Origin of the sequence: Aquisalinus flavus, assembly GCF_014640095.1 — a bacterium.
Lineage (GTDB): Bacteria > Pseudomonadota > Alphaproteobacteria > Caulobacterales > Parvularculaceae > Aquisalinus > Aquisalinus flavus.
Genome location: NZ_BMGH01000001.1, coordinates 463,039 through 488,544 on the forward strand (window position 1 = coordinate 463,039; position 25,506 = coordinate 488,544).

Below are 25,506 nucleotides of genomic sequence, written 5' to 3' on the forward strand. Positions count from 1 at the left end.
CGGGCCACGCCGCCCCAACGCGGCGCGTCCTGTCTGTGAGGATAGGAGTACAACATGACAGACCAAATGCCCCAAGGGATGCCGACTGCCAAACCGTCGCGCCCTTATTTTTCTTCCGGCCCCTGCGCCAAGCGCCCGGGCTATTCCCTTGAAAATTTGCAAAGCGCGCTGCTCGGCCGCTCGCACCGCTCAAAGCCCGGCAAGGCCCGGCTGAAGGCGGCGATCGACAAGACTCGGGCGCTGCTCGGCGTGCCCGACGATTACCGCATCGGCATCGTCCCGGCATCGGACACCGGCGCGGTCGAGATGGCGATGTGGTCGCTGCTCGGGCCGAAACCGGTCACCGTCCTCGCCTGGGAAAGTTTCGGCCAGGGCTGGGTCACCGACGCGGTCAAGCAGCTCAAGATCGAGCCGGTCGTGATGACCGCCGATTACGGCGACATTCCCGATCTTTCCGAGGTCGACCAGACCCACGACATCGTCTTCACCTGGAACGGCACCACTTCCGGCGTGCGCGTCCCCAATGGCGACTGGATCAGCGCCGCGCGGGACGGGCTCACCATCTGCGATGCCACCTCCGCCGTATTCGCGCAGGATCTCGACTGGGATAAGCTCGATGTCGTCACGTACTCCTGGCAGAAAGTGATGGGCGGCGAGGCGGCTCATGGCATGCTGATTCTCTCGCCCCGCGCCGTGGAACGGCTGGAAAGCCATACGCCTGCCTGGCCGATGCCGAAAATCTTCCGCCTGACCAAGGGCGGCAAGCTGATCGACGGCATCTTTGCAGGAGAGACGATCAACACCCCGTCCATGCTCTGCGTCGAGGATTACATCGACGCGCTCGACTGGGCCGGGGGGCTCGGCGGCCTGCAGGCGCTGAAGGCCCGCGCCGACGCAAACCTCGCTGCCCTGGCGAATTGGGTCGCGAGGACCGATTGGGTCGCGTTCCTGTGCGCCGACGAAGCGACCCGCTCCAACACCTCCGTCACGCTGAAGATCGTCGATCCGGCGGTCACCGCCCTCGATGATGACGCCCAGCGCGCCTTCACCAAGAAAATGGATCAGCTGCTCGATGCCGAAGGTGCCGCCTACGACATCAACGGCTATCGCGACGCCCCGGCGGGCCTTCGCATCTGGTGCGGCTCGACCGTTGATACGGCTGATATAGAGGCGCTGACCCCCTGGCTGGACTGGGCTTTTTCCCAGGCTCTCGCAGAGGTGGCCTAGTGGCTGCGCGAATCGCGTTGCCGCCCCGCCCGAAAATGGTTAACAAAAGAGACGAGGGACACACCAGAGGGGTATTCCATGAAGAAACTGACACTTTCACTGGCTGGCGCAGCGGCGGCGATCGCTCTGGGCGGCACAGCCTCGGCGGGCGAGCTGCGTCTCGGCATGGCCATGCACGATTTCGAGGTCAATATGGACGACCGGCGCGAGAGCGGGGTCAACTTCCAGCCGCAATATGTCTGGAACTCGCCGGACTTCCTGCGCATCCTCGCCAGCCCGCGTCCTTACGTGATCGCGTCGATCAACTCCGATCAGGAGACGAACTTCGTCGGCGGCGGCGTGCTGTGGAAGAAGAATTTCTGGGATACCGCCTATTTCTGGGAAATCGACACCGGCATCGTCTATCAGGACGGCCGCACCGACCTGCCGCCGCCGGACCAGCCGGTCGAGCGTCAGCGCGTGCTCGATACGGAGATCACCTTTGGCTCGGAAACCCAGTTCCACTTCGTCTCCGGTCTCGGCATGGCAGTGACCGAGGAATGGGATGTGCAGCTGTTCTTCGAACACCTGTCGCATGGCCAGATCTTCGGCGATTCCGACAAGAACGAGGGTGTCGAGAATATCGGCATCAAGTTCGGCTACAAGTTCGACTAGGTTTTTGCCTTTTCGCATTGCGACCTGATCCTTCGAGGCCCGCTGCGCGGGCACCTCAGGATGAGGACGTGTCTGTAACTCAGAAAGTGCCTCATCCTGAGGAGGCCGGCTTGCCGGCCCACGAAGGACGAGGCAGGGGCGTGCTTGCGCCCGACCATCCCCATACGATTTAACTGAACTCATCCTGACAAGGAGTAATACCCCATGCCCAAGATTCTCATCTCCGACAAGCTGTCGCCGACCGCCGTCCAGATCTTCAGGGATCGCGGCCTCGACGTCGTCTATGAACCCGATCTCGGCAAGGACAAGGCGGCGCTGCTCGAAGCCATCGCCGATGCCGATGGCCTTGCGGTGCGTTCCGCCACGAAGGCGACCGCCGATGTCATCGCCGCCGCGCCCAGGCTGAAAGTCATCGGCCGCGCCGGTATCGGCGTCGACAATATCGACCTCGACGCCGCCACCAATGCCGGTGTCGTCGTCATGAACACGCCGTTCGGCAATGCCATCACCACAGCCGAACATGCCATCGCCATGATGTTCGCCATCGCCCGCCAGATCCCGCAGGCCAACGCCTCGACCCATCAGGGCAAGTGGGAGAAATCCGCCTTCATGGGAACCGAAGTATACGGCAAGACCCTCGGCCTCATCGGCTGCGGCAATATCGGGTCTATCGTCGCCTCCCGCGCGCTCGGCCTGAAGATGAAGGTCGCCGCTTTCGACCCCTATCTCACGCCGGACCGTGCGGTGGAGCTGGGCGTTGAAAAAGTCGATCTCGACGAGCTGCTCGCCCGCGCCGATTTCATCACCATCCACACGCCGCTGACGGAGCAGACGAAAAACATCCTGTCGAAGGAAAGCCTGGGCAAGACCAAAAAGGGCGTGCGCATCATCAATTGCGCCCGCGGCGGTCTTGTCGACGAGGACGCCCTGAAGGAGGCGCTCGATTCAGGTCATGTCGCGGCGGCAGCCCTCGACGTGTTCGCCACTGAACCCGCGACCGAGCACCCGCTCTTCGGCCACAAGAATGTCGTCTGTACACCCCATCTGGGCGCGGCGACGACCGAGGCACAGGAAAATGTCGCCCTCCAGGTTGCCGAGCAGATGGCTGACTACCTCTTGACCGGCGCCATCACCAATGCGCTGAACATGCCCTCCGTCACCGCCGAGGAAGCGCCGAAGCTGCGCCCCTATCTGGCGCTGGCCGAAGATCTCGGCTCCTTCGCCGGCCAGCTGACCGAGACCGGCGTGAAGGCGATCGAGATCATCTATGCCGGCTCCGTGTCGAAGCTCAACCGCAAGCCGCTGACCCAGGCCGCCATCGCCGCGATCCTCAAGCCGATGCTGCAGGGGGTGAACATCGTCAACGCACCGACCATCGCGTCGGAGCGCGGCATCGAGATCACCGAGACGGTGACCGAGAAGGCCCGCAACTTCAATGCGACGATCCAGTTGAAGGTGACGACCGAGCGCTTCACCCGCACCGTCACCGGCACGATCTTCGGCGGCATCCCCCGCGTCGTCGAGATCAAGGGCGTCGAGATGGAGGCGACCTTCTCCGAGCACATGCTCTATGTGACCAATGAAGACAAGCCGGGCTTTATCGGCGCTCTCGGTTCGACCCTTGGCGAGCACGGCATCAACATCGCGACCTTCAATCTCGGCCGCGGCACGGCAGGCGGCGACGCCATCGCGCTGCTCGCCGTGGACTCCGAGGTCACGCCGGACGTGCTGGAGGCCGTCCGCGCCATCAAGCACGTCAAACAGGCCAAGGCGCTCAGCTTCTAGGACGACTTACTCTTCAATCCAAAGGGCCGCTCCGGTGAGTGGCCCTTTTTTGTTTAGGACACTACGGCCGTTTGCCTTCCATCATGACGTATACGGTGGTCTCGCCCTCGAAGCCTTCCAGCGTGAACCGGTCGGCGGGCACATCGGCGATGCGATAGGTCACCGCCATCACGTCGTATGACTGGTCCTCACGCGGGCGCTCCGTGCCGGTCATCTCGGCGGAGACGATTTCCAGCTTCCCGCCGAGTGAGATCGTTTCCACCGGCTCGGCTGCATCGGGGAAGAGGGCATCGGAATACTGGTTGTTCCACCACGCCTCGATCATGTCCTCGCTGGCGGTCTCGGCAAACACATGAAGCCTGCCGGTGCCCGAGATCGTCTTGCTCTCATTGGGAAAGTCCAGCAGCAGCGCCGCCTTTTGCCCCTCGACCGGAACCATCACCCTGGTCGGGCCATGGGCATAGATCGAGAAATAGCTCGACACCGTCTGCGCTTGGCTCGCCGCAACGCTCACCCGTGGCCCGCTATTACCGCCGCCCATCTTGCAGCCGCCAAGACCGGCGAGCCCGAGGGCGCCCATGGCGATAGCGGCAAGGGTGAGGGGGCGAATCGAACGGTTTCCCATGTCAGTCTCCGGTAATGCTGCCTGCCCTTGGTGCTGCCCGATTGTGCCGGATTCATGGCCGCACCGGCCCCGGCCAGATTTAATTCCCGGCAAGGAAATAAGGGGTGAAAATACCCCGGCAAAGCGGCCTGTTGCGCTTGCCCTTCGCCCCGTTAGCGTCCATTGTCCGCGCGATTTTTGACAAGCCTGTGACAGGAAAAATGACATGGCAGATGTTGCGGTAATCGGTGCCCAGTGGGGCGATGAGGGCAAGGGCAAGCTGGTGGACTGGCTGTCGGCCCGCGCCGACGTGGTGGTGCGTTTCCAGGGCGGGCACAATGCCGGGCACACCCTCGTCATCGACGGCAAGGTCTACAAGCTGGCGCTGCTGCCGTCCGGCATCGTGCGCCCGGGCAAGCTGTCGATGATCGGCAATGGCGTCGTTGTCGATCCGTGGGCGCTGGCCGACGAGATGGACCGCCTGCGCGGGCAGGGCGTCGCCATCAGCCCGGAAAACCTCGTCATCGCCGAGAATGCCTGCCTCATCCTGCCGCTCCATGGCGAGCTCGATGCCCTGCGCGAGAACGCCGCCGGCGACGGCAAGATCGGCACGACCAAGCGCGGCATCGGCCCGGCCTACGAGGATAAGGTCGGCCGCCGCGCCATTCGCCTCGTCGATCTCGCCTATCCGGACACGCTGGCCGACAAGGTCGCGCGCCTGTTGACCCATCACAACGCCATCCGCCGCGGCCTCGGCGAGACCGAGATTGACGCTGACGACCTCGTCGCGCAGCTGCAGGAGATCGCGCCGAAGATCCTGCCTTTCGCCGGGCCTGCCTGGAAGATCCTGCATGAGCAGCGCGAAGCCGGCAAACGCGTCCTGTTCGAGGGTGCCCAGGGCATCCTGCTCGATGTCGACCACGGCACCTATCCTTTCGTCACCTCCTCCAATACCGTCGCCGGCCAGGCCGCTGCGGGGTCCGGCATCGGCCCGTCCGCCGTCGGCTATGTACTCGGCATCGTCAAGGCCTATACCACCCGCGTCGGCGAGGGCCCGTTCCCGACGGAAGATACCGGTCCTGTCGGCCAGCGCCTCGGCGAGCGCGGCCGTGAATTCGGCACCAATACCGGGCGAAAAAGACGGTGCGGCTGGTTCGACGCGGCCCTAGTCAAGCAGACGCTCAAGCTCTCCGGCGTCCACGGCATCGCCCTGACCAAGCTGGATGTCCTCGACGGCTTCGACACGCTGAAGGTCTGCATCGGCTACGAGGTCGACGGCAAGCGCGTCGATTACTTACCAGCGGGCATGGATGCCCAGCGCACCGTCACGCCGATCTATGAGGACATGGAAGGCTGGCACGGCTCGACCGCCGGGGCGCGGTCCTGGGCCGACCTGCCGGCCGAGGCGGTCAAATATGTCCGCCGCATCGAGGAGCTGATCGACACGCCGGTCGCCCTCGTCTCCACCTCGCCGGAGCGCGAGGACGTCATCCTGATGCGTGATCCCTACAAGGACGAATAGGAGGAGTACCCTCTCATGAAAGTATATGGCCTGAAGAACTGCGACACCTGCCGCAAGGCGATGAAGGATCTCGCCGCCTCCGGGCGCGAGCTGGAAATCATCGACATGCGCGGCGGGGCGGTGAGCAAGGCGCGGATCACGCGCTGGCTGAAAGCTGTCGGTGCCGAGGCGCTGGTCAACCGCCGCTCGACCACCTGGCGCGGCTTGACCGAAGAACAGAAGCAACAGGCCATGGGCAATGGCGCTAAGGGTGACGCCGCCAGCCTGCTCGCAGAGCATCCGACTCTGATCAAGCGCCCCGTGGTCGAGACCGGCGACGAAGTCTTCGTCGGCTGGACCCCGACCTCGAAACAGGCACTGCTGTAGCCACAAAAAAAGCCACCCGCTTGTCGCGGGTGGCCGTGTCGGAGAGTCATGTGGCGGGAACGGACTTACCAGTCCCTGTCCTCTTTTTCCTTCTTGTCACCCCAATCCCCATCTTTCATGGCCTTGTCGTCCTTCTTCTCTTCCTTCATGGCGTAATACTCCTTCGCCTCTTCAAGAGTCAGGGCACCGTCTTCGCCGCCCATCTTGTTGAAATAGTCGGTAGACTTCTCGGTGATGTCCTCATCGGTCCAGTCGGTCCACTTGCCTTCTTCCTGCTTCATGGCGACTTTTTCCTCGAACGATGTCAGGAATTCCGCCTCCGTGACAATGCCATTGGAATCCGTGTCCATCTTGGCAAATTTGTCCTCGACGCTCATGTCCTTGTCGCCGCCGTGATCGTCGGCAAAGGCGGTGGCGCCCGACAGGGCAATGGCGGCGGCGCTGGCTGCTGCAATGAATTTCATGGTCTTTCCTCCTTGCAAGTTGCGGATGCATGAAGGAAACGGCCACATGCCGGTTGTTGTTCCCTGACATCGGCGTGAGCAGGCCTTGAGGTCAGCGTCAGGAGGCCGGCCCTGTCAGCAGTCAGCCCGGATCAGGCCGGCTCCGGGCTCTCCGTCGCCGGTGCCGGGCGGTCCTTGCGGCGGAACGGCTGCACTTGCCAATAGGTCAGGGACCGCCACAGCCATTCCAGCGGCCCGAAATAGAAGTATTTCAGCCAGATCGGCGACCAGATCAGGATTGCCAGCCACACCGCGGCGACGATGCCCATCAGCTGCAGGTTCGTCACCTGCCCATACAGCCCGCCGGCATGGCCATAGAAAATCGTCGTGCCGATCAGCGAGCAGGCGATGTAATTGCTGAACGCCATCCGGCCGGTCGCCGCGACAGGGCGCAGTTTCAGCCCGATCTTCAGCATGAATCCGACCAGTGCGGCATAGCCGAAGGCGCCGACGAGACCGGCGATCGTGGCGACGGGCGTATACAGGCTGAAGGCCTCGAACGACCAGCCGGAAGTGGCCATGGCATTGGCATGGAGCGCTTCCAGCCCCCAGGCGAGGGCGAGGCCGATGATTGCCAGCAGCAGGTAATTCCCGCCGGACCACGCGCCCCGATAGAAGCCGATCTTGAACAGCCACATACCCGCCAGCATGATCGACAGCGTCAGCAGGAACTGGCCGCCCACGAGGCCATACATGACCAGGTAATCGAATGCCGATTGCAGCCGCGACTGGATATGCCCGCCGACACCGCCCAGATAGGCTGCGGTCTCTGCGTCGAGGACGGCCGGGTCGGACCCCCACATGATGGCGGAAACCTCGGCGCCCAGTTCCGGGACGAAGGCCGGACCGACCCCGAACAGGCTGGTCCAGGCCAGTGCGGCGGTCATGATCCCGAGCGTGCACCAGCCCAGCGTCCGTCCGGACAGGTTGCGGAACCAGATCGCGATGAAACCGGTCAGGGCATAGACCGTCAGGATGTCTCCCGACCAGATCAGCAACAGGTGGGCCACCCCGAACAGCAACAGCCAGCTGTTGCGCAACAGGATGCGTCCCGTACCCTTTGCCCCGGCGGCGTCGGCTTTCATGCTGATCAGCACCAGCCCGGCGCCGAACAGGGCGGTGAAGTTCGTGCGCCACTTGTTGTCGATCAGGAAAGCCTGGACCTCCGCGACCAGCAGGTCGTATTCGCCCGGCCACAGCGTCGCGTTCAGGTAATAGGCGAAGGGTGCCGCCATGGCCTTGATGTTCACCGCGAAGATGGCGAGCACGGCAAAGCCCCGCAGCACATCCAGATAGTCGAGCCGTTCGCCCTCGCGGACCGGTGCGTCTGCCGTTGCCATGATCATTCTCCCCTGACTTTCCGTTCAATCCCTCTGGATGCATGTTCCGGCATATTGCCGGGCGGCGCAAGATGGCCGGGCAGGCCCGGGCAGGCAAGGAAAGTCAGGCGATCTCGACGCGATCGGCGCGCTGCCTGCCTGGGCGCCAGGGCGGTATCAACAGCGCAGGAAGTCCCTGATTTCATCCATCCGCGCCGTCGCGTCCTTGCGGCCAAGATCCATCAGGGCGCAGACATAGCCGGGCTCGAACATCAGATAGGAGGGCAGCACCCATGGCGCCTTCCACGCCCCCAGCGCCCTGAGCAGCGCCTTGACCGACCAGGGCAATTCCGCGACATGCCGCGCCGCGATCTTGCGTACGTCTTCGGAGGGCTGCAGCATCATCACCTCGACATGGCGCAGATCCGTCAGGGCACGGCGTTCCGGCATCATCGAATCGAGCGTCGAATTGATCCGCTTCAGCCGCTCGACGTCAGCTTCCAGATTGTCGTTGAACACGATATCGAGCAGCTGGCCGGCAATGACACCGGGCGAGGGATAGGCCGGCGCATTCTCCGGCTCGCCGCCGATCTCGGCATCGCGCGCGCCGATCAGGAACAGCTTGTTGCAGCCGAGATGGATCGCGGGCGACAGCGGCGCGATCTGGCGCAGGGCGCCGTCGCCGTAATACTCGCCGCCGATCTTCACCGATGGAAACACGAAGGGCAGGGCGGCCGACGCCATGATGTGCTCCGCCGTGATCTTCCCGGTAATGCCGACCCTGCGCGAGCGCTGCCAGGGCCGTGCCGGCGTGGAGCCGTGATAGAACGAGACCGACGTGCCATCCTCATAGGATGACGCGGTGATTGCCAGCGCGTCCAGCGTCGGCCCCTCGACCATCCGCGCCAGCCGGGTGAAATCGACCTCGCGCGCCAGCAATTCGCCCAGCGGCTCGTTGTCGAGGATCGACTTGGGCGGCCTGATCCCGGCCCAGCCGAACAGCGCCGAGCCGCCATAGGCAAGGATGGTCCGCGCCATCGTCGCGACATCGGCGCGATAGATATTCTGCGTGTGCAGCCCGGCCCACAGATCGCCCATCTTGCGGATCGCCGTGCCGATATCGTCCGCCCCGGCGGTCAGGCAGGCGGCGTTGATCGCCCCGACCGAGACCCCGGTGATCACGTCGAACGGGCGCTCCTTCGCGCCCAGCGCCTCGCCCAGCGCGCACAAAACGCCGACCTGATACGCCCCGCGCGCGCCGCCGCCGGTCAGGATCAGCGCTGTCTTGTCTGTCTGTGGGTTCATCTCTGTGCCAGCCCTTTGCCACCAGTAATGCCCTGATTTCGGAGCGCTTTCCAGTCCCGGCGATCAGGCACGGCGAACAGGGAAGAATGGCTGCGCGCCCTCCCAGCCGCGCGGCAAAATCGCTCTTTGACCAGCCCTTTGACGAAAGGGGGCACATCCTCTATGACTCACGGTAGTGCCTAGGGGCGCCCCGCCGTAATAAGGCGGCCGGGGCTGAGATCGTACCCTTTGAACCTGATCCGGGTAACTCAGTGCGGCAACGCGCGAGAGGCCGGCGTAGGGAAGGAGCCAGAAATGTTCGAGACCACCACCGTCCTCACCCTGCATCTTGCCAAGGCGCTTGGCCTCTACATGGTCGCCGCCGGCCTGTCCGGCCTCGTCAGCCATGGCCGCTGGCAGCGCTGGATGGCCGATTTCGGCCCGGAGAGCGCGCTGACCTATGTCACCGGCGTCGTCGCCTTCGCCATCGGCACCGCCATCATCATCGCCCACACTATCTGGTCCTCGCCGCTCGCCGTCATGGTGACGCTGGTCGGCTGGGCCGCGCTGATCGAGGGGCTGGTGCTGATCGCCTTTCCCGACCCGCTGGTGCGCTTCGGCACCTCGCTCGCCCGCCCTGGCATCTCCAAAGTCTTCGCTGTCGTCTCGATCCTGATCGGCGCCTTCCTTCTGCTGGGCGGCCTGATCGGCCGGGCGGGGCTGTAACTCACTTTCCTTGAAAGGAGACCTTCCATGAACAAGCACATCGACCAGTCCGAATTCCAGACCCCGCAGGTCACCACCGGGCCGCTGCCGGCCTCGCGCAAGGTTTATGTCCGGTCAGACCGCTTTGCCGATCTGCGCGTGCCGATCCGCGAGATCGATCTGCACCCGTCGGCGAACGAGCCGCCCCTGCCGGTCTATGACACGACCGGTCCGTATACGGACCCGGATGTCACCATCGATGTCGAAAAAGGCCTCGCCCGCCCCCGCACCGCCTGGGTGCTCGAGCGCGGACATGTCGAGGAATATGAAGGCCGCGAGGTCAAGCCGGAGGACAATGGCGGGGCACAGGGCAAATATCTCGCCCGCGAATTCCCCGTCCGCAACCGCCCCCTGCGCGGCACGGGAACAGGCCCCGTCACCCAGCTGGAATTTGCCCGCGCCGGCATCATCACCAAGGAGATGGAATATATCGCCATCCGCGAAAATCTCGGCCGCAAGCAACAGCTCGAAGACGCCGAGAAAACCATCGCCCAGGGCGAGTCCTTCGGCGCCGCCATCCCGCCCTTCATCACGGCGGAATTCGTGCGTGACGAGGTCGCCCGCGGCCGCGCCGTCATCCCGTCCAACATCAACCATCCGGAGCTGGAGCCGCAGATCATCGGCCGCAACTTCCTGGTCAAGATCAACGCCAATATCGGCAATTCCGCCGTCACCTCCTCGGTCGAGGAAGAGGTCGACAAGATGGTCTGGGCGACCCGCTGGGGCGCGGACAATGTCATGGATTTGTCGACGGGCCGCAACATCCACAACACCCGCGAATGGATCATCCGCAACTCCCCCGTGCCCATCGGCACCGTGCCGATCTATCAGGCGCTGGAGAAGGTCGGCGGCGTCGCCGAGGATCTGACCTGGGAGGTCTATCGCGACACGCTGATCGAGCAGGCCGAGCAGGGGGTCGACTATTTCACCATCCATGCCGGCGTGCGCCTGCCCTATATTCATCTGACGGCGGATCGTGTCACCGGCATCGTCTCGCGCGGCGGCTCGATCATGGCCAAATGGTGCCTCGCCCATCACCGCGAGAGCTTCCTCTATACCAAATTCCCCGAAATCTGCGAGATCATGCGCGCCTATGACGTCACCTTCTCCCTCGGCGACGGCCTGCGCCCCGGCTCGACGGCGGACGCCAACGACCGCGCCCAGTTCGCCGAGCTGGAAACCCTCGGTGAGCTGACCAAAGTCGCGTGGGACCATGGCTGCCAGGTGATGATCGAGGGGCCGGGCCATGTGCCGATGCACAAGATCAAGATCAACATGGACAAGCAGCTGCGCGAATGCGGCGAGGCGCCGTTCTACACGCTCGGCCCGCTGACGACCGATATCGCGCCCGGCTATGACCACATCACCAGCGGCATCGGCGCGGCGATGATCGGCTGGTTCGGCACGGCGATGCTGTGCTATGTCACGCCCAAGGAACATCTCGGCCTGCCCAATCGCGACGACGTCAAGGTCGGCGTCATCACCTACAAGCTCGCCGCCCACGCGGCGGACCTGGCCAAGGGCCACCCGGCGGCGCATTTGCGCGACGACGCCCTGTCCCGCGCACGGTTCGAGTTCCGCTGGGAGGACCAGTTCAACCTGGCGCTGGACCCGGAAACCGCGCGAGACTTCCACGACCAGACCCTGCCCAAGGAAGCCCACAAACTCGCCCATTTCTGTTCCATGTGCGGCCCGAAATTCTGCTCCATGAAGATCACCCAGGACGTCCGCGACTATGCCGACGGGCTGAGCGACAATGAGAAAGCCATGCTCTACCCCACCGACAAGAACCAGCCTCATCCTGAGGAGGCGCGCAGCGTCGTCACGAAGGACGAGGCGGAGAAGGGCATGGAAGAGATGTCAGAGAAATATCGCGAAATGGGCGGTGAGCTGTATCTGGAAGAGGATGCGGTGAAAAAGGCGAACAGGAGTTTGTGAGGGGACTGAGAGAAAAGTGGGCAGCAGGCGGGTAAACGATTGGAGGGCAGTGTGCGCTTAAATAAGGTTTCTATTTATAAATTTAAAAACATAGAATCTGCAGAGATAGAATTAACAGATACAACTCTATTGGTGGGGGCGAACAATGCAGGGAAATCCACTGTACTTCAATCGGTTCATTTTGCCGCCCAATGCTTGAGGTTAGCGCCCGAAGCCAACAAGCCGGGGACAATTTCGCTGAGCGAAATCGAGTACATACCCACCAATCAATACAAAAGTTTGGGACATGGAGAGCAATGGGGGAATCAAAAGAATACACCAGAAAGTAAGATTGTTTTCCAATTTAGCCGAGAGCAGGAAGGAGATGTTCAGTTCTTCGAGGCTGAGGCTGTAATAAAATCTGCAAGAAATGAGGGAATATCGATCGCACCTAAAATTCCGCCTGAGCTCCAGCCGTTTTTTAGAGGCCAAGATAAGGTGTTTTCGGCTTATATTCCAGGAATCGCAGGTATTCCGCTGAGTGAAGATTTCATTTCCAAAAGGAACGTATACAAAAAGGTTGCGTCTGGAGATAGCAATGTCGTTCTAAGAAACGTTCTTCTTCTAATTGACAAATTTGGCAAAACTGAAGATCTCCGTTCTGCAATCCAAACTATTTATCCCGATATTGAATATGACGTGAGTTTTGATGAAGAGAAAAATTTTCATATTGAGGCTTCGATTAGAGGGGTAGGAACTCAGGCCAAGTATCCGTTAGAATCTTCTGGTACAGGGTTTCTTCAAGTTATGCAGGTTCTCTCTTATTTGGTTCTATTTCGCCCACAGGTTATTCTTATTGATGAGCCAGAATCTCATTTGCACCCCACGTTGCAGACTCGCTTGGTTCGGTTTCTAGAAAAGCGTGTGAGTGAATTCGATTCGCGAGCATTGATAACAACTCATTCGCCGTTCGTGGCGCGTGGGTTGTCATCGGATTCAAAAACTGTTTGGCTAGCTAAGGGAAAAGTTCGCGCGGCTTCTCAAAGCAATGATATCAGAAACGCACTTGGATGGGGCGCGCTTGATCGCCAAATACTGCTGTGTACGGAAGATGCCAAAGTCGGGCATTTGCAGCGCATAGTTAATCAAGATGAAGGCCTTGCTGACAAAGTTGCAATAGTTCCTTTGTCAGGTGTTGATAGAATGGGGGCCGGTGGTATTGTTCGCGATTTGCAAAAAAATCTAGGGGCAAACCATAAAATAATGGTACATCGAGATCGCGATTGCCTTACTGACGAGGAAATTACGGAGTGGAGTACTGACTACGAGAAGTACGGTTTCAAGACGTGGGCACCACAATACACCGATATTGAATCGTGCTTTTTGACTGAGGAAATAGTATGTAACGCCCTGCAATTAGATGTTGCGGCATATGAAAAAGCCGTTTCAGAAATATTTGAAAAAAATGAAGATGCATTTTTCGAAACATTCAAAAATAAAAGGCGGGAAATAAATAGGAAGTATGAGAAAACTGGTGGTTCACCAAGTTCGGAAGATCTGTGGAGCAAATGGGGATTGTTGTCTAAAGTGAATGGCAAAAGCCTTTTGACCGAATTTCGAAAATGGGCAGAGGGTGAAGGTCATGATATAAGTAAATTGGGAAAGATTTCCGATGGAGTTGTAGCCGCCCCTGACTTACTCACCGAATTAAGAATGTTGCTTTAAACCTGAAACGTGGTGCTTCGCGCCGGTAGCCCGTAGGGCGGGTGGAGCCGTCAGGCGATACCCGCCATGCGATGTTGGCAGCATGAATCGGGACGGCGGGTATCGCGTCGCTCCACCCGCCCTACAATTTCCTGAAACGACATGAGCGGTGGTTCACTGGGCGTTTGTGCCCGGTTCACATTTAAGACTCATTTCTTTATTTGCGATTTTTTTGACTATAGAAGCATTAAATTCGTCAGCGTCCGCGCCGTACTCAGTACGTCGATGGCAGTTAGGGCAGATCGCGGCCACGTTCTTTGGTGAATCCATCCCGCCAGAACTGACTCTTTGCAAGTGATGTATTTCTAGATACGGTTGGTCGTTTTGGGTGATAAATGGCGCGGGCTCCTCGCACGCTTCACAGTTTCCTTTGCTACGTGCGAAAGCATACGCTCGAACATCATCATTTCGGGATCGTGATTTTCCCTCAGCAATGGCGCTGTCGCGCCGTAGGGCGGGTGGAGCCGTCAGGCGATACCCGCCATTCGATGCCTGTGGCTATGTGTGATCGGCGGGTATCGCTTCGCTCCACCCGCCCTACGATTTCCCAATCCGACCTGACCGGTATTTCGCCGGCGCTGGGTTTGTCGGCAATCGCGCTTCGCGCGTAGGGTGCATGGAGCGACAGCGCAATGCACCATTCCGATCCGACATCGCTTGGTGCATTACGCCTTTGGCTCCATGCACCCTACAATTCCCCAATCCGACCTGACCGGTATTCCGCCGGCCCGGGCTCGTCGCGGACGCCGAAAAGGCGCCCGCCGCCCGGCTTGCCTTCCCCGGATTTCCGGTCGATAGTGGCGCGGTCATTTCTGTGGGGAGGGGCATGGTGGACAAGGCGAAGAATTCAGCGGCAATCATCTATTTCCAGCGCATTGGCGCACCGGGGGCCTGGTTCAAGGGGAGTGATATCGTCGTTACCCTGATCGACACCAAGAACTGGGTAAGGGAGCTGAAATTCGATATCGACTCCCATTACCGGACGAATTATCCGATGTCGACAATGCCGGGCCGCAAGAAGGTCTATGTCGAATTCGCCAGCACGGTGAACAATGATTTCCGCACCCCGGTCACCAGCTTTACGGTCAAGGCGGGCTATTCCTATTTCTTCGAGATCCATGACATCAAGGACAAGATGGAACTCGCCCTTGTCGGCCCGCAGGCGCTGGAACCGGCCAAGTCGCTCTATCTGACCCGCCGCTTCTCCGGCCATCCACGGCGCAGCTTCGTCGGTCCGCGCGAGCGGGGGCACCTCACGCGTTCCTGAAACGAGATGAGCGGTGTTTCACCGGGGCGGGTTTGTCAAGGAGCGGAGCCCGGCTTCGCCGGTGCGCCGGAGGCGCATCCTTGACTAACCCGGCCCGGTAAAACAATTGGCCGCCGTGCCTGAAAAGGCATTCCATGCCTTTCAGGCCTCGGCTGACTAATCCGCTCGAACTCTCCACCCGACCGGCGGGGCCGATTCTCACCCCATCCGCCGCCTTAACCCCGCGCCCCCTTGCATTCACCGCCACATTGCCCCACCACGCTAGCCAACAAAACCCGTCCCCGCCCGCCGGAACCCCGTTTGCGGATCGGTGTTGTCGTGTCGCATACTCTCCGTTCCACCCGCCCTTCCACCGCCCTTTCCATGATAGGACACACGCTTGCATATTCGCTTTGGCTACGAGATCGTCATCGGCTGCCCCAATCCCGTGGTCATGTTCCTCGCCCTGTCGACCCACCCGGAGGGCGAGCCGCCGATCACCGGCCAGAACTGGGTCCAGGTCGAGCCGTTCGTGCCGTCTCACTATTTCGTCGACCAGTTCGGCAACAGGATCACCAAGATCATCGTGCCGACCGGCGAGACCCGGCTCTGGCTCGACTGCGTCGCCGAGGTCGACGGCCTGCCGGACCCGGTCGTGCCCGATGCGTGGCAGGCCGCGGTCGGGGATCTGCCGTTCGAGACCCTGCAATTCCTGTTGCCGAGCCGCTATTGCGATTCCGACAAGCTCTATGACGAGGCCTGGTCGCGCTTCGGTGCCGGGCCCGAGGGCTGGGGCCGGGTGCAGGCGATCTGCGATTTCGTGCACAATCATCTGACCTTCGGCTATCAGTTCGGCCGCTCGACCAAGACGGCGTCCGAATGCTTCGTCGAAAAGACCGGCGTGTGCCGCGACTTCGCCCATCTGGCGATCTCCCTGTGCCGGGCGATGAACATTCCCGCGCGCTATGCCAGCGGCTATATCGGCGACACCGGCATAGCGCCGGCGGGGGCGCCGGGCGATTTCTGTGCCTGGTTCGAGGCCTATCTCGGCGGGCGCTGGTATACATTCGATGCCCGCTACAACACGCCGCGCACCGGGCGCATCGTCATGGTGCGCGGCAATGACGCCTCGAATGTGGCGATGATCACCTCCTTCGGCGATTATCAGCTCACCCTGTTCCGGGTCTGGACCGAGCAGATCGGCGCGGGCGCGGCCGCCGCCATGCCCATGGGCGGCTTTGCCTCGCTGCCCGACGCCCCGCCGCTGGTGTCGAATTCCTCCGGCCGGCTGATCTGACGGGCCAGCCGGTCTGACGGGGAGGGGTCAGACTTATCCCCGTGCCCGCGATTGCCCTTATAACGATTTCCAGGCCGGGTGAGGATCCGGCCGGGGCGTTCCGTCTCCCGTAACCTGCGGGCGAGGGCGGGACGTATCAGGTTCCGGATGGCACTGGAGGGTGTGTACAGCTTTGCATCGTCCGTCCGGACGGCGATCCCGGGTGGCCCCGGGACGGGGGAGCCATGCACTTTGGCCCCGCATCGATCGCCGCCGTGTGTAGCGAGAGCTATGCCAGTCATTTTTATTATTTTGAGGCGATGGCCGCTGCACACGGGCCCCCTCCATGTCTCGTCATAGCCCGCAGGGCGAAGACGGACGGTTTTCAACACCGCAGGCAATGCCTGGCGGTGATATTCGCATGTCCGGCAGCGAAGACGGTGACGAACCATCCCCCCGTGCAGCTGTTTCCTCCTGACCCACCAGGAGGATTTCCCATGACCCGCTTATTGCTCGCCGGCGCCGCTGCCATCGCCCTTGTTGCCGCCTGTTCCGGCGACCGCGACGAGGCCGATGCCGATCCGCGCGCCACCCAGGCCGATCCCGTACAAATGCAGGAGCGCGCCGCTGACGATTCGACCGGTCCCGATGACCCATCCCCGGGTACCGCGTCCTCAAACACGCAAGGCGGCGACGGCTCCGACCTGGTCCTGTCGCCGCTGACCCGCGCCGATATGCACTCGCTGACGCTGCAGGGCGAGCTTGGCTGTGCCTTCACGCAAGCAGGCGGCGCGGCACCGCTGTTCATCGGCATGGGCTTTGCCGGGGTGGACGAGCGCAGCCAGGGCATGGTCAAGATCGGCGATGTTGTCGAAAGGCTGACCGCCAGCACGGCCGACGGTTTCGACGGCATGCGCCGCGGCACCACCTTTGCCGGGCGCGGCCTTACCGTCACCATCGACCCGACCTCGCCGGACCGGGCAGCGCATGAGGGCACCGATCAGGACGCGACGCTCACCGCCATGCGCGGCGATGGCGCGCAACGCAGCTGGTCCGGCGACTGGACCTGCGGCCCGTAAGGCGAGCGGGCAGGCAGGCAGGTCTCAGCACCCGCCCTTATAGGTCGCCGTCGTATCGATCCCCGTCGACACCGCGACGGTTTCGGTGATCGCGCCGCCGAGATAGGCGTAGCTGGTGATCGTGTCGCCCTTGTCGCGGATCGTCGCCGACAGGAAGCCGGTCAGGGTCGCGCCGGCACTGGTGCAGGCGGCGCCGGCGCTCATACCGGTCTCGGTATAGCTGACATCGGTAAAGCTGCAGCCGGCACCGAGGAAGAACTCCGGGTACAGAACGGCGTTGTCCTTCGAGATGCACTGGCTGGAGGTATTGGTCTGTTCCGGCATCTGGGTCGTCACATCGCCGCTCGTCGAGGACTGTGAGACGACGATGCTCATCTCCCACTTGCCCGCCTTGATCTGGGGCGCCGTCAGGCGCTCCTGGGCGGCATGGGCGACCAGCACTGTGCCCGCCATCATCAGGGCGGCTATCATGGACAGGGTCGTCGCTCTGTGGGTTGCGGTCATGGATTTCTCTCTCTTGCGTGCATTATCGGCACACAGAGTTCCGCCATCACACGCGCTGCGTCAATCACCCGTTCCGGGGAGTTGCTGCAGCGCAGCGCGCCGCCGCGCCGCCAGATTGCCGCAAAACCCTTTTGCGCGCATACTCTCGCGCATTCAGAAGGAGAGAGACCGATGAAACGTATTATCCTGACGACCCTTGCCGCCATGCTCGCCACAACGCTACCGGCGACCCTTCAAGCCCATGCCCAGACTGACCAGCTCACTCCGTCCAGCGCCCGGCTGAGCGTGCAGGCCGGCGAACCGGCGCAGAGCCCCTATCAGCGCGGCACGATCACCTCGATCTATCTCAGCGGCCAGGGCTCCGACAATTTCGCCAAATATCGCGGCACGGTGACGCTCGATTTCGTCGGCACCGGTACGCTGGACTATACATGGGGCGGGTCGACCTGTCCGGGCCGCGACCTGTCGGCAGAGCAGGTGCAGATCCTCGTCATGGCGCGCGCCCACGACCTCAAGATCACGCCGGAGCACAAGCGCGGCCAGGGCGGTGCCCTGTGCCTGACCGGCTTCGCCCTGGGCGGTTGAGGGCACACAAAAAGACCCGGGGCACCGTCCTGGCGCCCGGGTCAGGTGGTGCTTATGCGGGAGGGAAATACATAAGCATCGGGGGTAAGGGGGACCTAGCGCGTACGCACTTCGCCATTGGCCCAATAGGTGTTGCCGGTGCGCTCGTCGACATAGTAATAGCGCCCCGCGCTCTGGTCGTAATAGCGGTCGTCATTGCTGGCGACGCGGTCGCCGCCGACATAGCAACCGCCTTGCTGGCGGCAGCCGGTATAGGCGCCGACGGCGGCACCGAGCGCCCCGCCGACAAGCGCGCCGGTTGCGTCGTCATCGGCAACGGCTGCGCCTGCTGCGGCGCCGACACCGGTACCGATGGCGGCATTGCGCTGGGCCGGCGTCATGTTCTGACACCCGGCTGCGGCGAGGGCCGCGGTCGATGCTGCGGCGATGGCGATATGGGATCTGGTGAACCGTGTCATTGCTGAACCTGCTTTCATTGCTCTGCTGGCGTATCAATGCCGTCGCGGAATCGGATCATTCTTCCCGCGCCGGGCTTATGACGGGACAACAGGCTGTGGCCGATACCGTTCCGGCAAAAATCGCCAAACTGCAGAGGTGAAAGAATTGTAACCGTGTACGGCGGACCTGCGGCGTCAGCGTTGGCGGTTGGTCAGCCTCGCCGTTTCGCCAGCGTGGCAAGGGCGACCCCGGTCAGGACCAGCGCCGTGGCGATCGCAAAGCGCCAGGTCAGCGGCTCGGCGAGGAAGGCGATGCCACCCGCCGCAGCGATGGCCGGCACGCTCAGCTGGGCGATACCGGCCTGCATTGCCTTCAGGCCGGGCAGGGCGGCGTACCAGACCGCATAGCCAAGGCCCGAGGCGATCGCGCCGGAGGCAATGGCGCAAACGATGCCGAGAGCGCCTGGCCCCGTTTCCGGCAAGAGCAGGAAAACAGGCAGGCTGAGGGGCAGGGCGATAAGGGATGCGCGCCAGAAATTTCCCGCTGTCACTGCGGTCGGCGTCACCGCCCCGCGTCCGATCAGCGAATAAGCGCCCCAGGCGATGCCGGACACGGCCATGGCTACACTGGCCCAGGCTGGCGGCGACACCGGACCGCCATAGTCCGCCGCGATGACGCCGGGGACCAGCAACCAGGTCAGGGCACCGACCGCCAGCACCAGCCCGCAGGCCTGCACCGCGCTCAGCCGCTCGCCCTGTTTCAGCCCCCACCCGAGCATGGTCAGTTGCACGAAGGCGAACAGGATCAGCGCGCCCGCCGCGGCGCCCAGCGCCCGATAGGCAAGCGAGAACAGCCCGGCATAGGCCAGCAGCGCGACACCGCCCGCCCAGTTCCCCTTGCGCAGGGCCGCCGGGCCGAGGCGCAAGCCTGCGATCACCGCGAGAACGGCCGCGCCGCTCAGAAGCCGCAGCAGCGTATAGCTCCACGGGCCGATCGCATTGTCGCCTAAGGCGAGACGCGCAAGCACCGAATTGGCGGCAAAGGCAATCATCGCGACGATGGTGAGACCGGCAATCCTGAGACCGGCAATCCTGAGAACGGTATGGGACATGCCGGACCATGGCGGCAATCGCCCCGTCTGGACAACGAAAAAGGCGCCCCCGGTCGAGGGCGCCTTTTCGCAATAGCAGGGAATTCGGCGATCAATTGTTGCTGAAGCGCTGCGTGTTACCGGCACGGTGGAAGGCTGTCAGCGGCTGTTGGTCGATCCGGGCGATGACATCTGCCATGAGCTCGGTCTTGCAACGGGTCTCTTCATTGAGCTGGGTCAGCGTGCGGCGGCCGGACTGTTCGCAGAAACGGCGCACCTGGCGCTCAATGCTGGCATAGGCACGCTCGGTGCCGCGAGCCGATGTCAGGTCATAGCTGTCTACGGTGATCTTGTATTCGGCGCTCGAGCCGGCATTGGCCGGGGCGATTGCGGTCAGGGCGGTGGCTGCGAGGGCAGCGAGGGTCAGGGTGAAGCGCATGGGTCTCTCCAGTAATATGCGTATCAGGAAATCGGTTACAGGGTACGGATCAACTCCCGCCCCATGGCGCGCTGGGTAGGCGCGTCCGCGAAACAGGTCAATCGCGTTTTATCGGGTTTCACGAAGAATTCACGGATATGTCGCATACGGTATATCCGTTTGTCATACGCCGGTCTTGACACTGATGGGTTTTATTTCCGGTCACGAGTATTGGTCTGGCATAACTGTGCCGGTTACCTCTTTTGGATGGCGTTTGATCTCCGGTTTGGCCGTGCGGACGCGAGAAAGTAGCAAAGCGTCACCGGAGGTTCACAAATCCGGTTCCCGGCGGGACTGTCATGCATTCACTGGCTGACACGAGGCATGGTTCGGGCTAGGTCGTTCGTATGACATCGCATTTTTCGACGATTATCATCGGCGCCGGTGCCGCCGGCATGATGTGCGCTGCCCATGCGGGCGGCGACACGCTGGTGATCGACCATGCCAGGGCACCTGGCGAGAAGATTCGCATCTCCGGCGGCGGACGCTGCAATTTCACCAACATCCATGCCGGGCCGGACAATTTCATCTCCGGCAATCCGCATTTCGCCAAGTCGGCGCTGAAACGCTATACACAATGGGACTTCATCGGCCTCGTCGCCAGCCATGGCATTGCCTGGCACGAAAAGACGCTGGGCCAGCTTTTCTGCGATGATTCCTCCAAACAGATCGTCTCCCTGCTGATCACCGAGATGGAGAGGGCGGGGGCAAGGCTGGCGCTGCGCACGGCTGTCGACAGCATCGAGAAAACCGAGAGCGGGTTCCGCCTGACCCTTTCCGGTGATCGGCAGGGCGAGGTGACCTGCCGCAACCTCGTCATTGCCACCGGCGGATTGTCGATCCCGAAAATGGGCGCGACCCGCTTCGGCTACGATGTCGCGCGCCAGTTCGGCATCGCCGTCACGCCGACCCGCGCCGGGCTCGTACCCTTCACCTTCGACGAGACGGCGATGCAGGATTTCAAGCCGATGGCCGGAGTCGCCTGCGATGCACGGGTGACGACCGACAGGACGGCCTTCGAGGAGGCGATGCTGTTCACCCATCGCGGCCTGTCCGGTCCGGCAGTTCTTCAGGCATCATCCTACTGGCGAGACGGGGAGACGATCCGCGTTACCCTGATGCCGGGCACTGATTTCCTTGGCAAGCTCCGCGCAATCCGCATGAGCAACGGCAGGCGTGACATCGCCGCGGTCATTGCAGACATCCTGCCGCGGCGCCTGGGGCAATACATGGCCGGCCTTGCCGGCGTTTCCGGCAATATCGCCGATTACTCGGACAGGAAGCTGCAGGCAATCGCCGATCTGCTTTCCGCCTGGACGCTGAAGCCCGCCGGGACCGAGGGCTATCGCACGGCGGAGGTGACCGTCGGCGGCGTCTCGACAGAGGCGCTGAGTTCGCAGACAATGATGGCGCGCGATGTGCCGGGCCTTTATTTCATCGGCGAGGTCGTTGATGTGACCGGCTGGCTTGGCGGTTATAATTTCCAGTGGGCCTGGTCGTCCGGCTGGGCCGCAGGGACGGCGATTGCCGCGGCGAAAGAAAGCTGACACACCGAAACCAGGGGAGCAGCCATCATGGACTATCAGCCCTTTGTCGACGACAGGATCATCAGTACAGAGAGCCTCGGCGCCGGCACCTCCGGCAGCGGCACGACGCTGACGCGGTTGCGGCTGGAAGGCGGCGGCGATCTCGTTGCGAAGGAAGCGCAGGGCAAATTCTCCGGCCTCGACCTGGAAGGCTGGATGCTTCGCTATCTGGCGGAACATGCCGACTTTCCGGTTCCCGTTGTTTATCACGCCGGCGATCGCCTCCTGATCATGGACCATCTGCCCTCCGGCGGGCTGATGAGCCCGGCCTGCGAGGAGGAGGTCGCCGACGCCGTCGCATCGCTGCACCGGGTCAAGGCCGCGCGCTACGGGCTCGAGCGCGACACGGTGATCGGGCCGCTGCCCCAGCCCAACACGCAGAGCGACGACTGGCGCGGCTTTTTTGCCGAACACCGGCTGCTGCATATGGGCCGCAAGGCGCTGGAGGAGGGGCGCATGGATGAGGGCGTCCTGTCCCGTCTGGAGCGGGTCTGTGACCGGCTCGACGATCTGATCCCCGATCCGGCACCGCCAACGCTGATCCATGGCGATCTGTGGGGCGGCAATGTGCTGTGTGGGACGGAAGGCCTCTCCGGCTTCATCGACCCGGCGATCTATTACGCCGACCCGGAGATCGAGCTTGCCTTCATGACCCTGTTCGGCACGGTGGGGGACCGGTTCTTCCGCCGCTATGGCGAACACCATGCGATCCGGCCAGGCTTCGTCGAAATCCGCCGCGATCTCTATAATCTCTACCCGCTGCTCGTCCATGTGCGCCTGTTCGGCGGCGGCTATCTCGGCCAGGTCCGGTCGATCCTGCGGCGGTTGACCTGAGGGCGGCGCTGCAGTGTCGGCCGGCCTGACCTGCCGGGGCATCCGCAGTCTCGGGCTTTCGCCCGCATGAAGCGCGGGAACGACGGGGGTAACCGGGTGTTTGATCGGCTATATGCAGTCTACCCGTTACACAGTGCTGGCGGTTACCGCGACAGTGATCCTCGTGATCGCGGTCCTCATCGGTGCGACAACGCGGCCCGGGATCATGACCCCTGTCACGGAGCGGCTGGTCGGCTGGGTCACGGGTCATGAAACCAGCATCGGCGCGGCCTGGCTGACCTGGGAAGACGGGCCCGTCTATGCCATCCGCGAGATTGATGTCGCTGACCGGCTGCAGGCCGGCTCCATCGACTTGCGTCCGAACTGGTTTGGTTTTCTCCCGGGCATCGCCATGGTGGGGTCTGCTACCGCGGCCAGCGGAACCGTCATCATCGACCGCACCGGGGGCGGATCGATGAGTACCGATTACGAAAGCTATATCGACGAGGTCTCGCTCTCGGGCATCGACGTCATCATCCGCCGTGCTTATGCGACAAGCCGTTTCCGGATTGTCGAGGGCAGCGGCTCCCTGCGCGGGGGCACTCTTTCGCTCGATGCCGTGGCCGGCGATGGCCGGGTCTATTTCCGCGGCGACGGAAAGCTCGCCCGGGTCGAGACGATCGCAGGCGACGCCACCGTCGAAGGCCCGAACCTCGCAACCGTGGCGGAAGCTCTCGGTATCGCCGCGCCGGACGTGCCGCCCTTCACCCTGAATGGCCGCCTCTCGGTCAATGCCGACAATTGGGACCTGACCGGTATTTCCGGCGAGATCGGTGACAGCGATATTGGCGGTGCACTGACAGTCCATTTCCGGGAGCCACGACCGCTGATCGAGGCCGACCTGTCGTCGGAAACGCTCGATTTCGATGATCTCGGCGTCATCATTGGTCTGCCGAGTGTCAATGAGGATGGCGCGGCGCTGAACGAGGCCCAGGAAACCGCCAATGCCCGGTACCAGCAGAGCACCCGCTTCATTCCCGATGCGAGTATCGATTTCAGCCGACTTTCGATCGTCGATGCCGATGTGCGTTACACCGCCGCCAGCGTGGTCGATGCCCCGTTCACGATCTCGGCCTTCAATCTCGACCTGGCGATCGAGAACAGCCTGCTGACGATCGAGGAATTCACCGCGAGCATGGTCGACGGGCAGATGTCCCTGTCCGGCACGGTCAATGGGCGCGAGCAACCGGCCGAGAGCGACCTCAGTGGCAGGTTCGACGATCTCGACCTCGAGAGCATCGTGCCTGACCGTATGGCCCGCGGCAAGTTACAGGGCCGTCTCGATCTCGCGCTGGCCGGCAGCGACTTCCGCACGGCCTTCGGCAATGCCGACGGGTCGGTTAGCTTCTGGGCCGAAGGCGCGCGCCTGGCCGCGGTCCCGATCGAGGCGGCAGGGCTGGATATCGGCGAGGCGCTGGTCACCCTCGCGGGGCAGGACCGGGACGACCCCGTCTATGTCGAGGCGCCATGCCTCGTCGCCAGCCTCGACATCAGCGACGGGATCGGCACGGCGGATCCAATTGTTGCGGACACGGAGGACTCGGTCATCATTGTCGATGGCACTGTTAACCTGCGCAATGAGACGCTCGATCTCGCCGTGAAAGCGGATGCCAAGGATTTCTCGTGGGGAACGCTCATGGGTGATATCACCGTCGGTGGCAGCTGGCGCGACCCGTCCATCACTGTCGATGCCGGCGGAGGCGCGGCGCAGGTACTGTTCGCCGGTCTGCTGGGCGCGGTGGCCGGACCGCTGGCGGCATTACCGTTTTTCGAGACCGGCGATGGCAAGGATGTGCCATGCCGCTCGCTTCTTGATCGCGCCCGGTCGGGCAATGCTCTACCAGGCGGGCAGTGATCAGGCTCTGGATGCCTGGAGGTAGGGAAACCAGCTGATGTCGATGCTCTCGAACCGGTTGGTAAAGCTGACAGCCTCGCGCATATACGCTTCATCGAGGATCTGCATCCTGCCCGAGGAGCGCTTCACGATGCCCTGTTCCTGAAGGCTGCTCAGCGCATTGCTGACCGAAACATTGGTCAGACCCACCGCATCGGCCAGATCGAACTGGGTGAGCGGGAAATCGAACACGTCGCCCTCTGCCTCGTCCGTCAGCCGCAGCCTGACGAGAACGGAGAGCAGGAAATGGATGACGCGATCGCGCGCATTCATCCTGCCCAATACGCGCAACCGGTCGGTATGGGTTTTCTGGTCGACCATCATCAGGCTGAACAGGAAACCTGTCAGCCTCGGTGTTGTATGGAAGATATGGTTGACGCGGTCGCGCGTCAGCAGGCCCAGACTGCAATCGGTCAGCGATTTCAGCTCGTAGGTAAAGCTCGGCAACGGCATGTCGCAAAAGCCGATGATATCGCCGGGCAGGTGAACCTGAAGCACCTGACGGCGTCCGTCGGGCATGATCGTATAGGACAGCAACCAGCCGGACCGCACGACGAACAGATTGTCCGCCGCCTTGCCCTCGCGCACCACCTCGCTATTGCGGGCTATGCGGCGCGGTTCGTGCGTTAGTGATCCAAGGAGCTCCCGTTCATCCTCGTCCAGTGTCAGGTATTTCCCGGCCAGCGTGGCTAGGGGGCTTTCGCCTCTTTTTGTTCGCACCGTTTATTCCTATGAAGGTGATTGGGG

Annotated in this window: 25 protein-coding genes and 1 riboswitch; of the genes, 15 read left to right on the plus strand and 10 right to left on the minus strand. The window is 62.4% G+C overall.

Translation table 11 applies throughout. From position 1 onward, the window contains the following. Positions 1-54: 54 nt before the first annotated feature. The 3 genes from IEV88_RS02160 to serA all read left to right on the plus strand — a co-directional run bounded on the left by IEV88_RS02160 (position 55) and on the right by serA (position 3,666). Positions 55-1,227: a phosphoserine transaminase gene (locus tag IEV88_RS02160; protein ID WP_188159648.1), complete on the plus strand. Its 1,173-nt coding sequence runs from the start codon at positions 55-57 to the stop codon at positions 1,225-1,227. Positions 1,228-1,305: 78 nt separating this feature from the next. Then, positions 1,306-1,881, plus strand: a complete 576-nt coding sequence (locus IEV88_RS02165) for an acyloxyacyl hydrolase (protein WP_188159649.1) — start codon at positions 1,306-1,308, stop codon at positions 1,879-1,881. A 204-nt stretch (positions 1,882-2,085) separates the two neighbouring features. After that, positions 2,086-3,666 carry a phosphoglycerate dehydrogenase gene (gene serA / locus IEV88_RS02170; protein WP_188159650.1) on the plus strand — a complete coding sequence of 527 codons (1,581 nt, stop codon included), beginning with the start codon at positions 2,086-2,088 and terminating at the stop codon, positions 3,664-3,666. A gap of 61 nt (positions 3,667-3,727) precedes the next feature. On the opposite strand, the gene IEV88_RS02175 is transcribed toward serA, so the two are convergent. Next, entirely contained in the window at positions 3,728-4,291 is a 564-nt protein-coding gene (locus tag IEV88_RS02175) for a hypothetical protein (RefSeq protein ID WP_188159651.1), read from the minus strand. Positions 4,292-4,496: 205 nt separating this feature from the next. Between IEV88_RS02175 and IEV88_RS02180 the strand changes: the two genes are divergently transcribed. Next, the gene (locus IEV88_RS02180; RefSeq protein ID WP_188159652.1) at positions 4,497-5,792 is read left to right on the plus strand and encodes an adenylosuccinate synthase; all 1,296 of its coding nucleotides are present in this window, start codon (positions 4,497-4,499) and stop codon (positions 5,790-5,792) included. A 15-nt stretch (positions 5,793-5,807) separates the two neighbouring features. Beyond that, a complete protein-coding gene (locus IEV88_RS02185; protein WP_188159653.1) occupies positions 5,808-6,158 on the plus strand; it encodes an ArsC/Spx/MgsR family protein in 351 nt (116 codons plus the stop codon). 65 nt (positions 6,159-6,223) lie between these two features. Here IEV88_RS02185 and IEV88_RS02190 read toward each other — a convergent pair whose 3' ends face one another. The 3 genes from IEV88_RS02190 to IEV88_RS02200 form a co-directional block, all read right to left on the minus strand. Then, the gene (locus tag IEV88_RS02190; protein WP_188159654.1) at positions 6,224-6,622 is read right to left on the minus strand and encodes a hypothetical protein; all 399 of its coding nucleotides are present in this window, start codon (positions 6,620-6,622) and stop codon (positions 6,224-6,226) included. 131 nt (positions 6,623-6,753) lie between these two features. Continuing rightward, positions 6,754-8,001 carry a DUF418 domain-containing protein gene (locus tag IEV88_RS02195; RefSeq protein WP_188159655.1) on the minus strand — a complete coding sequence of 416 codons (1,248 nt, stop codon included), beginning with the start codon at positions 7,999-8,001 and terminating at the stop codon, positions 6,754-6,756. A 156-nt stretch (positions 8,002-8,157) separates the two neighbouring features. Further along, on the minus strand, positions 8,158-9,285 hold the full coding sequence (locus tag IEV88_RS02200) for a patatin-like phospholipase family protein (protein WP_188159656.1): 1,128 nt from the start codon (positions 9,283-9,285) through the stop codon (positions 8,158-8,160). Between the two features lie 171 nt (positions 9,286-9,456). After that, positions 9,457-9,585: riboswitch (TPP riboswitch) on the plus strand. Here IEV88_RS02200 and IEV88_RS02205 point away from each other — a divergent pair. The 3 genes from IEV88_RS02205 to IEV88_RS02215 all read left to right on the plus strand — a co-directional run bounded on the left by IEV88_RS02205 (position 9,580) and on the right by IEV88_RS02215 (position 13,671). After that, positions 9,580-9,990, plus strand: a complete 411-nt coding sequence (locus IEV88_RS02205; RefSeq protein WP_188159657.1) for a DUF2065 domain-containing protein — start codon at positions 9,580-9,582, stop codon at positions 9,988-9,990. Its footprint overlaps the riboswitch before it by 6 nt. A 27-nt stretch (positions 9,991-10,017) precedes the next feature. After that, entirely contained in the window at positions 10,018-11,967 is a 1,950-nt protein-coding gene (gene thiC, locus IEV88_RS02210) for a phosphomethylpyrimidine synthase ThiC (protein WP_188159658.1), read from the plus strand. Between the two features lie 51 nt (positions 11,968-12,018). Beyond that, entirely contained in the window at positions 12,019-13,671 is a 1,653-nt protein-coding gene (locus tag IEV88_RS02215) for an ATP-dependent nuclease (RefSeq protein WP_188159659.1), read from the plus strand. A gap of 153 nt (positions 13,672-13,824) precedes the next feature. On the opposite strand, the gene IEV88_RS15380 is transcribed toward IEV88_RS02215, so the two are convergent. Further along, positions 13,825-14,181 (minus strand): HNH endonuclease, encoded by a 357-nt coding sequence (locus IEV88_RS15380; protein ID WP_188160514.1) that lies wholly within the window; start codon positions 14,179-14,181, stop codon positions 13,825-13,827. A gap of 355 nt (positions 14,182-14,536) precedes the next feature. Between IEV88_RS15380 and IEV88_RS02225 the strand changes: the two genes are divergently transcribed. The 3 genes from IEV88_RS02225 to IEV88_RS02235 all read left to right on the plus strand — a co-directional run bounded on the left by IEV88_RS02225 (position 14,537) and on the right by IEV88_RS02235 (position 17,311). After that, positions 14,537-14,977, plus strand: coding sequence for a hypothetical protein (locus IEV88_RS02225; protein WP_188159660.1), 441 nt, complete (start codon positions 14,537-14,539; stop codon positions 14,975-14,977). Positions 14,978-15,356: 379 nt separating this feature from the next. Next, a complete protein-coding gene (locus IEV88_RS02230; protein ID WP_188159661.1) occupies positions 15,357-16,253 on the plus strand; it encodes a transglutaminase-like domain-containing protein in 897 nt (298 codons plus the stop codon). A 476-nt stretch (positions 16,254-16,729) separates the two neighbouring features. Next, positions 16,730-17,311, plus strand: a complete 582-nt coding sequence (locus IEV88_RS02235; RefSeq protein WP_188159662.1) for a hypothetical protein — start codon at positions 16,730-16,732, stop codon at positions 17,309-17,311. A gap of 24 nt (positions 17,312-17,335) precedes the next feature. Here IEV88_RS02235 and IEV88_RS02240 read toward each other — a convergent pair whose 3' ends face one another. Further along, a complete protein-coding gene (locus IEV88_RS02240; protein WP_188159663.1) occupies positions 17,336-17,815 on the minus strand; it encodes a DUF3617 domain-containing protein in 480 nt (159 codons plus the stop codon). 171 nt (positions 17,816-17,986) lie between these two features. On the opposite strand from IEV88_RS02240, the gene IEV88_RS02245 reads away from it, so the two are divergent. After that, entirely contained in the window at positions 17,987-18,400 is a 414-nt protein-coding gene (locus IEV88_RS02245; protein WP_188159664.1) for a hypothetical protein, read from the plus strand. A gap of 95 nt (positions 18,401-18,495) precedes the next feature. Here IEV88_RS02245 and IEV88_RS02250 read toward each other — a convergent pair whose 3' ends face one another. From IEV88_RS02250 to IEV88_RS02260, 3 genes are all read right to left on the minus strand, one after another. Then, positions 18,496-18,858: a YMGG-like glycine zipper-containing protein gene (locus IEV88_RS02250; RefSeq protein WP_188159665.1), complete on the minus strand. Its 363-nt coding sequence runs from the start codon at positions 18,856-18,858 to the stop codon at positions 18,496-18,498. 191 nt (positions 18,859-19,049) lie between these two features. Beyond that, entirely contained in the window at positions 19,050-19,949 is a 900-nt protein-coding gene (locus IEV88_RS02255; RefSeq protein ID WP_188159666.1) for a DMT family transporter, read from the minus strand. A 91-nt stretch (positions 19,950-20,040) separates the two neighbouring features. After that, positions 20,041-20,367, minus strand: a complete 327-nt coding sequence (locus IEV88_RS02260; protein ID WP_188159667.1) for a UrcA family protein — start codon at positions 20,365-20,367, stop codon at positions 20,041-20,043. 386 nt (positions 20,368-20,753) lie between these two features. Here IEV88_RS02260 and IEV88_RS02265 point away from each other — a divergent pair, with 386 nt between their 5' ends. The 3 genes from IEV88_RS02265 (at position 20,754) to IEV88_RS02275 (ending at position 24,720) form a co-directional block, all read left to right on the plus strand. Then, entirely contained in the window at positions 20,754-21,953 is a 1,200-nt protein-coding gene (locus tag IEV88_RS02265) for a BaiN/RdsA family NAD(P)/FAD-dependent oxidoreductase (protein ID WP_188159668.1), read from the plus strand. Between the two features lie 27 nt (positions 21,954-21,980). Next, positions 21,981-22,826, plus strand: coding sequence for a fructosamine kinase family protein (locus IEV88_RS02270; protein ID WP_188159669.1), 846 nt, complete (start codon positions 21,981-21,983; stop codon positions 22,824-22,826). 112 nt (positions 22,827-22,938) lie between these two features. Then, entirely contained in the window at positions 22,939-24,720 is a 1,782-nt protein-coding gene (locus IEV88_RS02275) for an AsmA family protein (RefSeq protein ID WP_188159670.1), read from the plus strand. Here the strand turns inward: IEV88_RS02275 and IEV88_RS02280 are convergent, their stop codons facing one another. Continuing rightward, positions 24,721-25,479 (minus strand): Crp/Fnr family transcriptional regulator, encoded by a 759-nt coding sequence (locus IEV88_RS02280; protein WP_188159671.1) that lies wholly within the window; start codon positions 25,477-25,479, stop codon positions 24,721-24,723. Between the last annotated feature and the right edge of the window lie 27 nt (positions 25,480-25,506).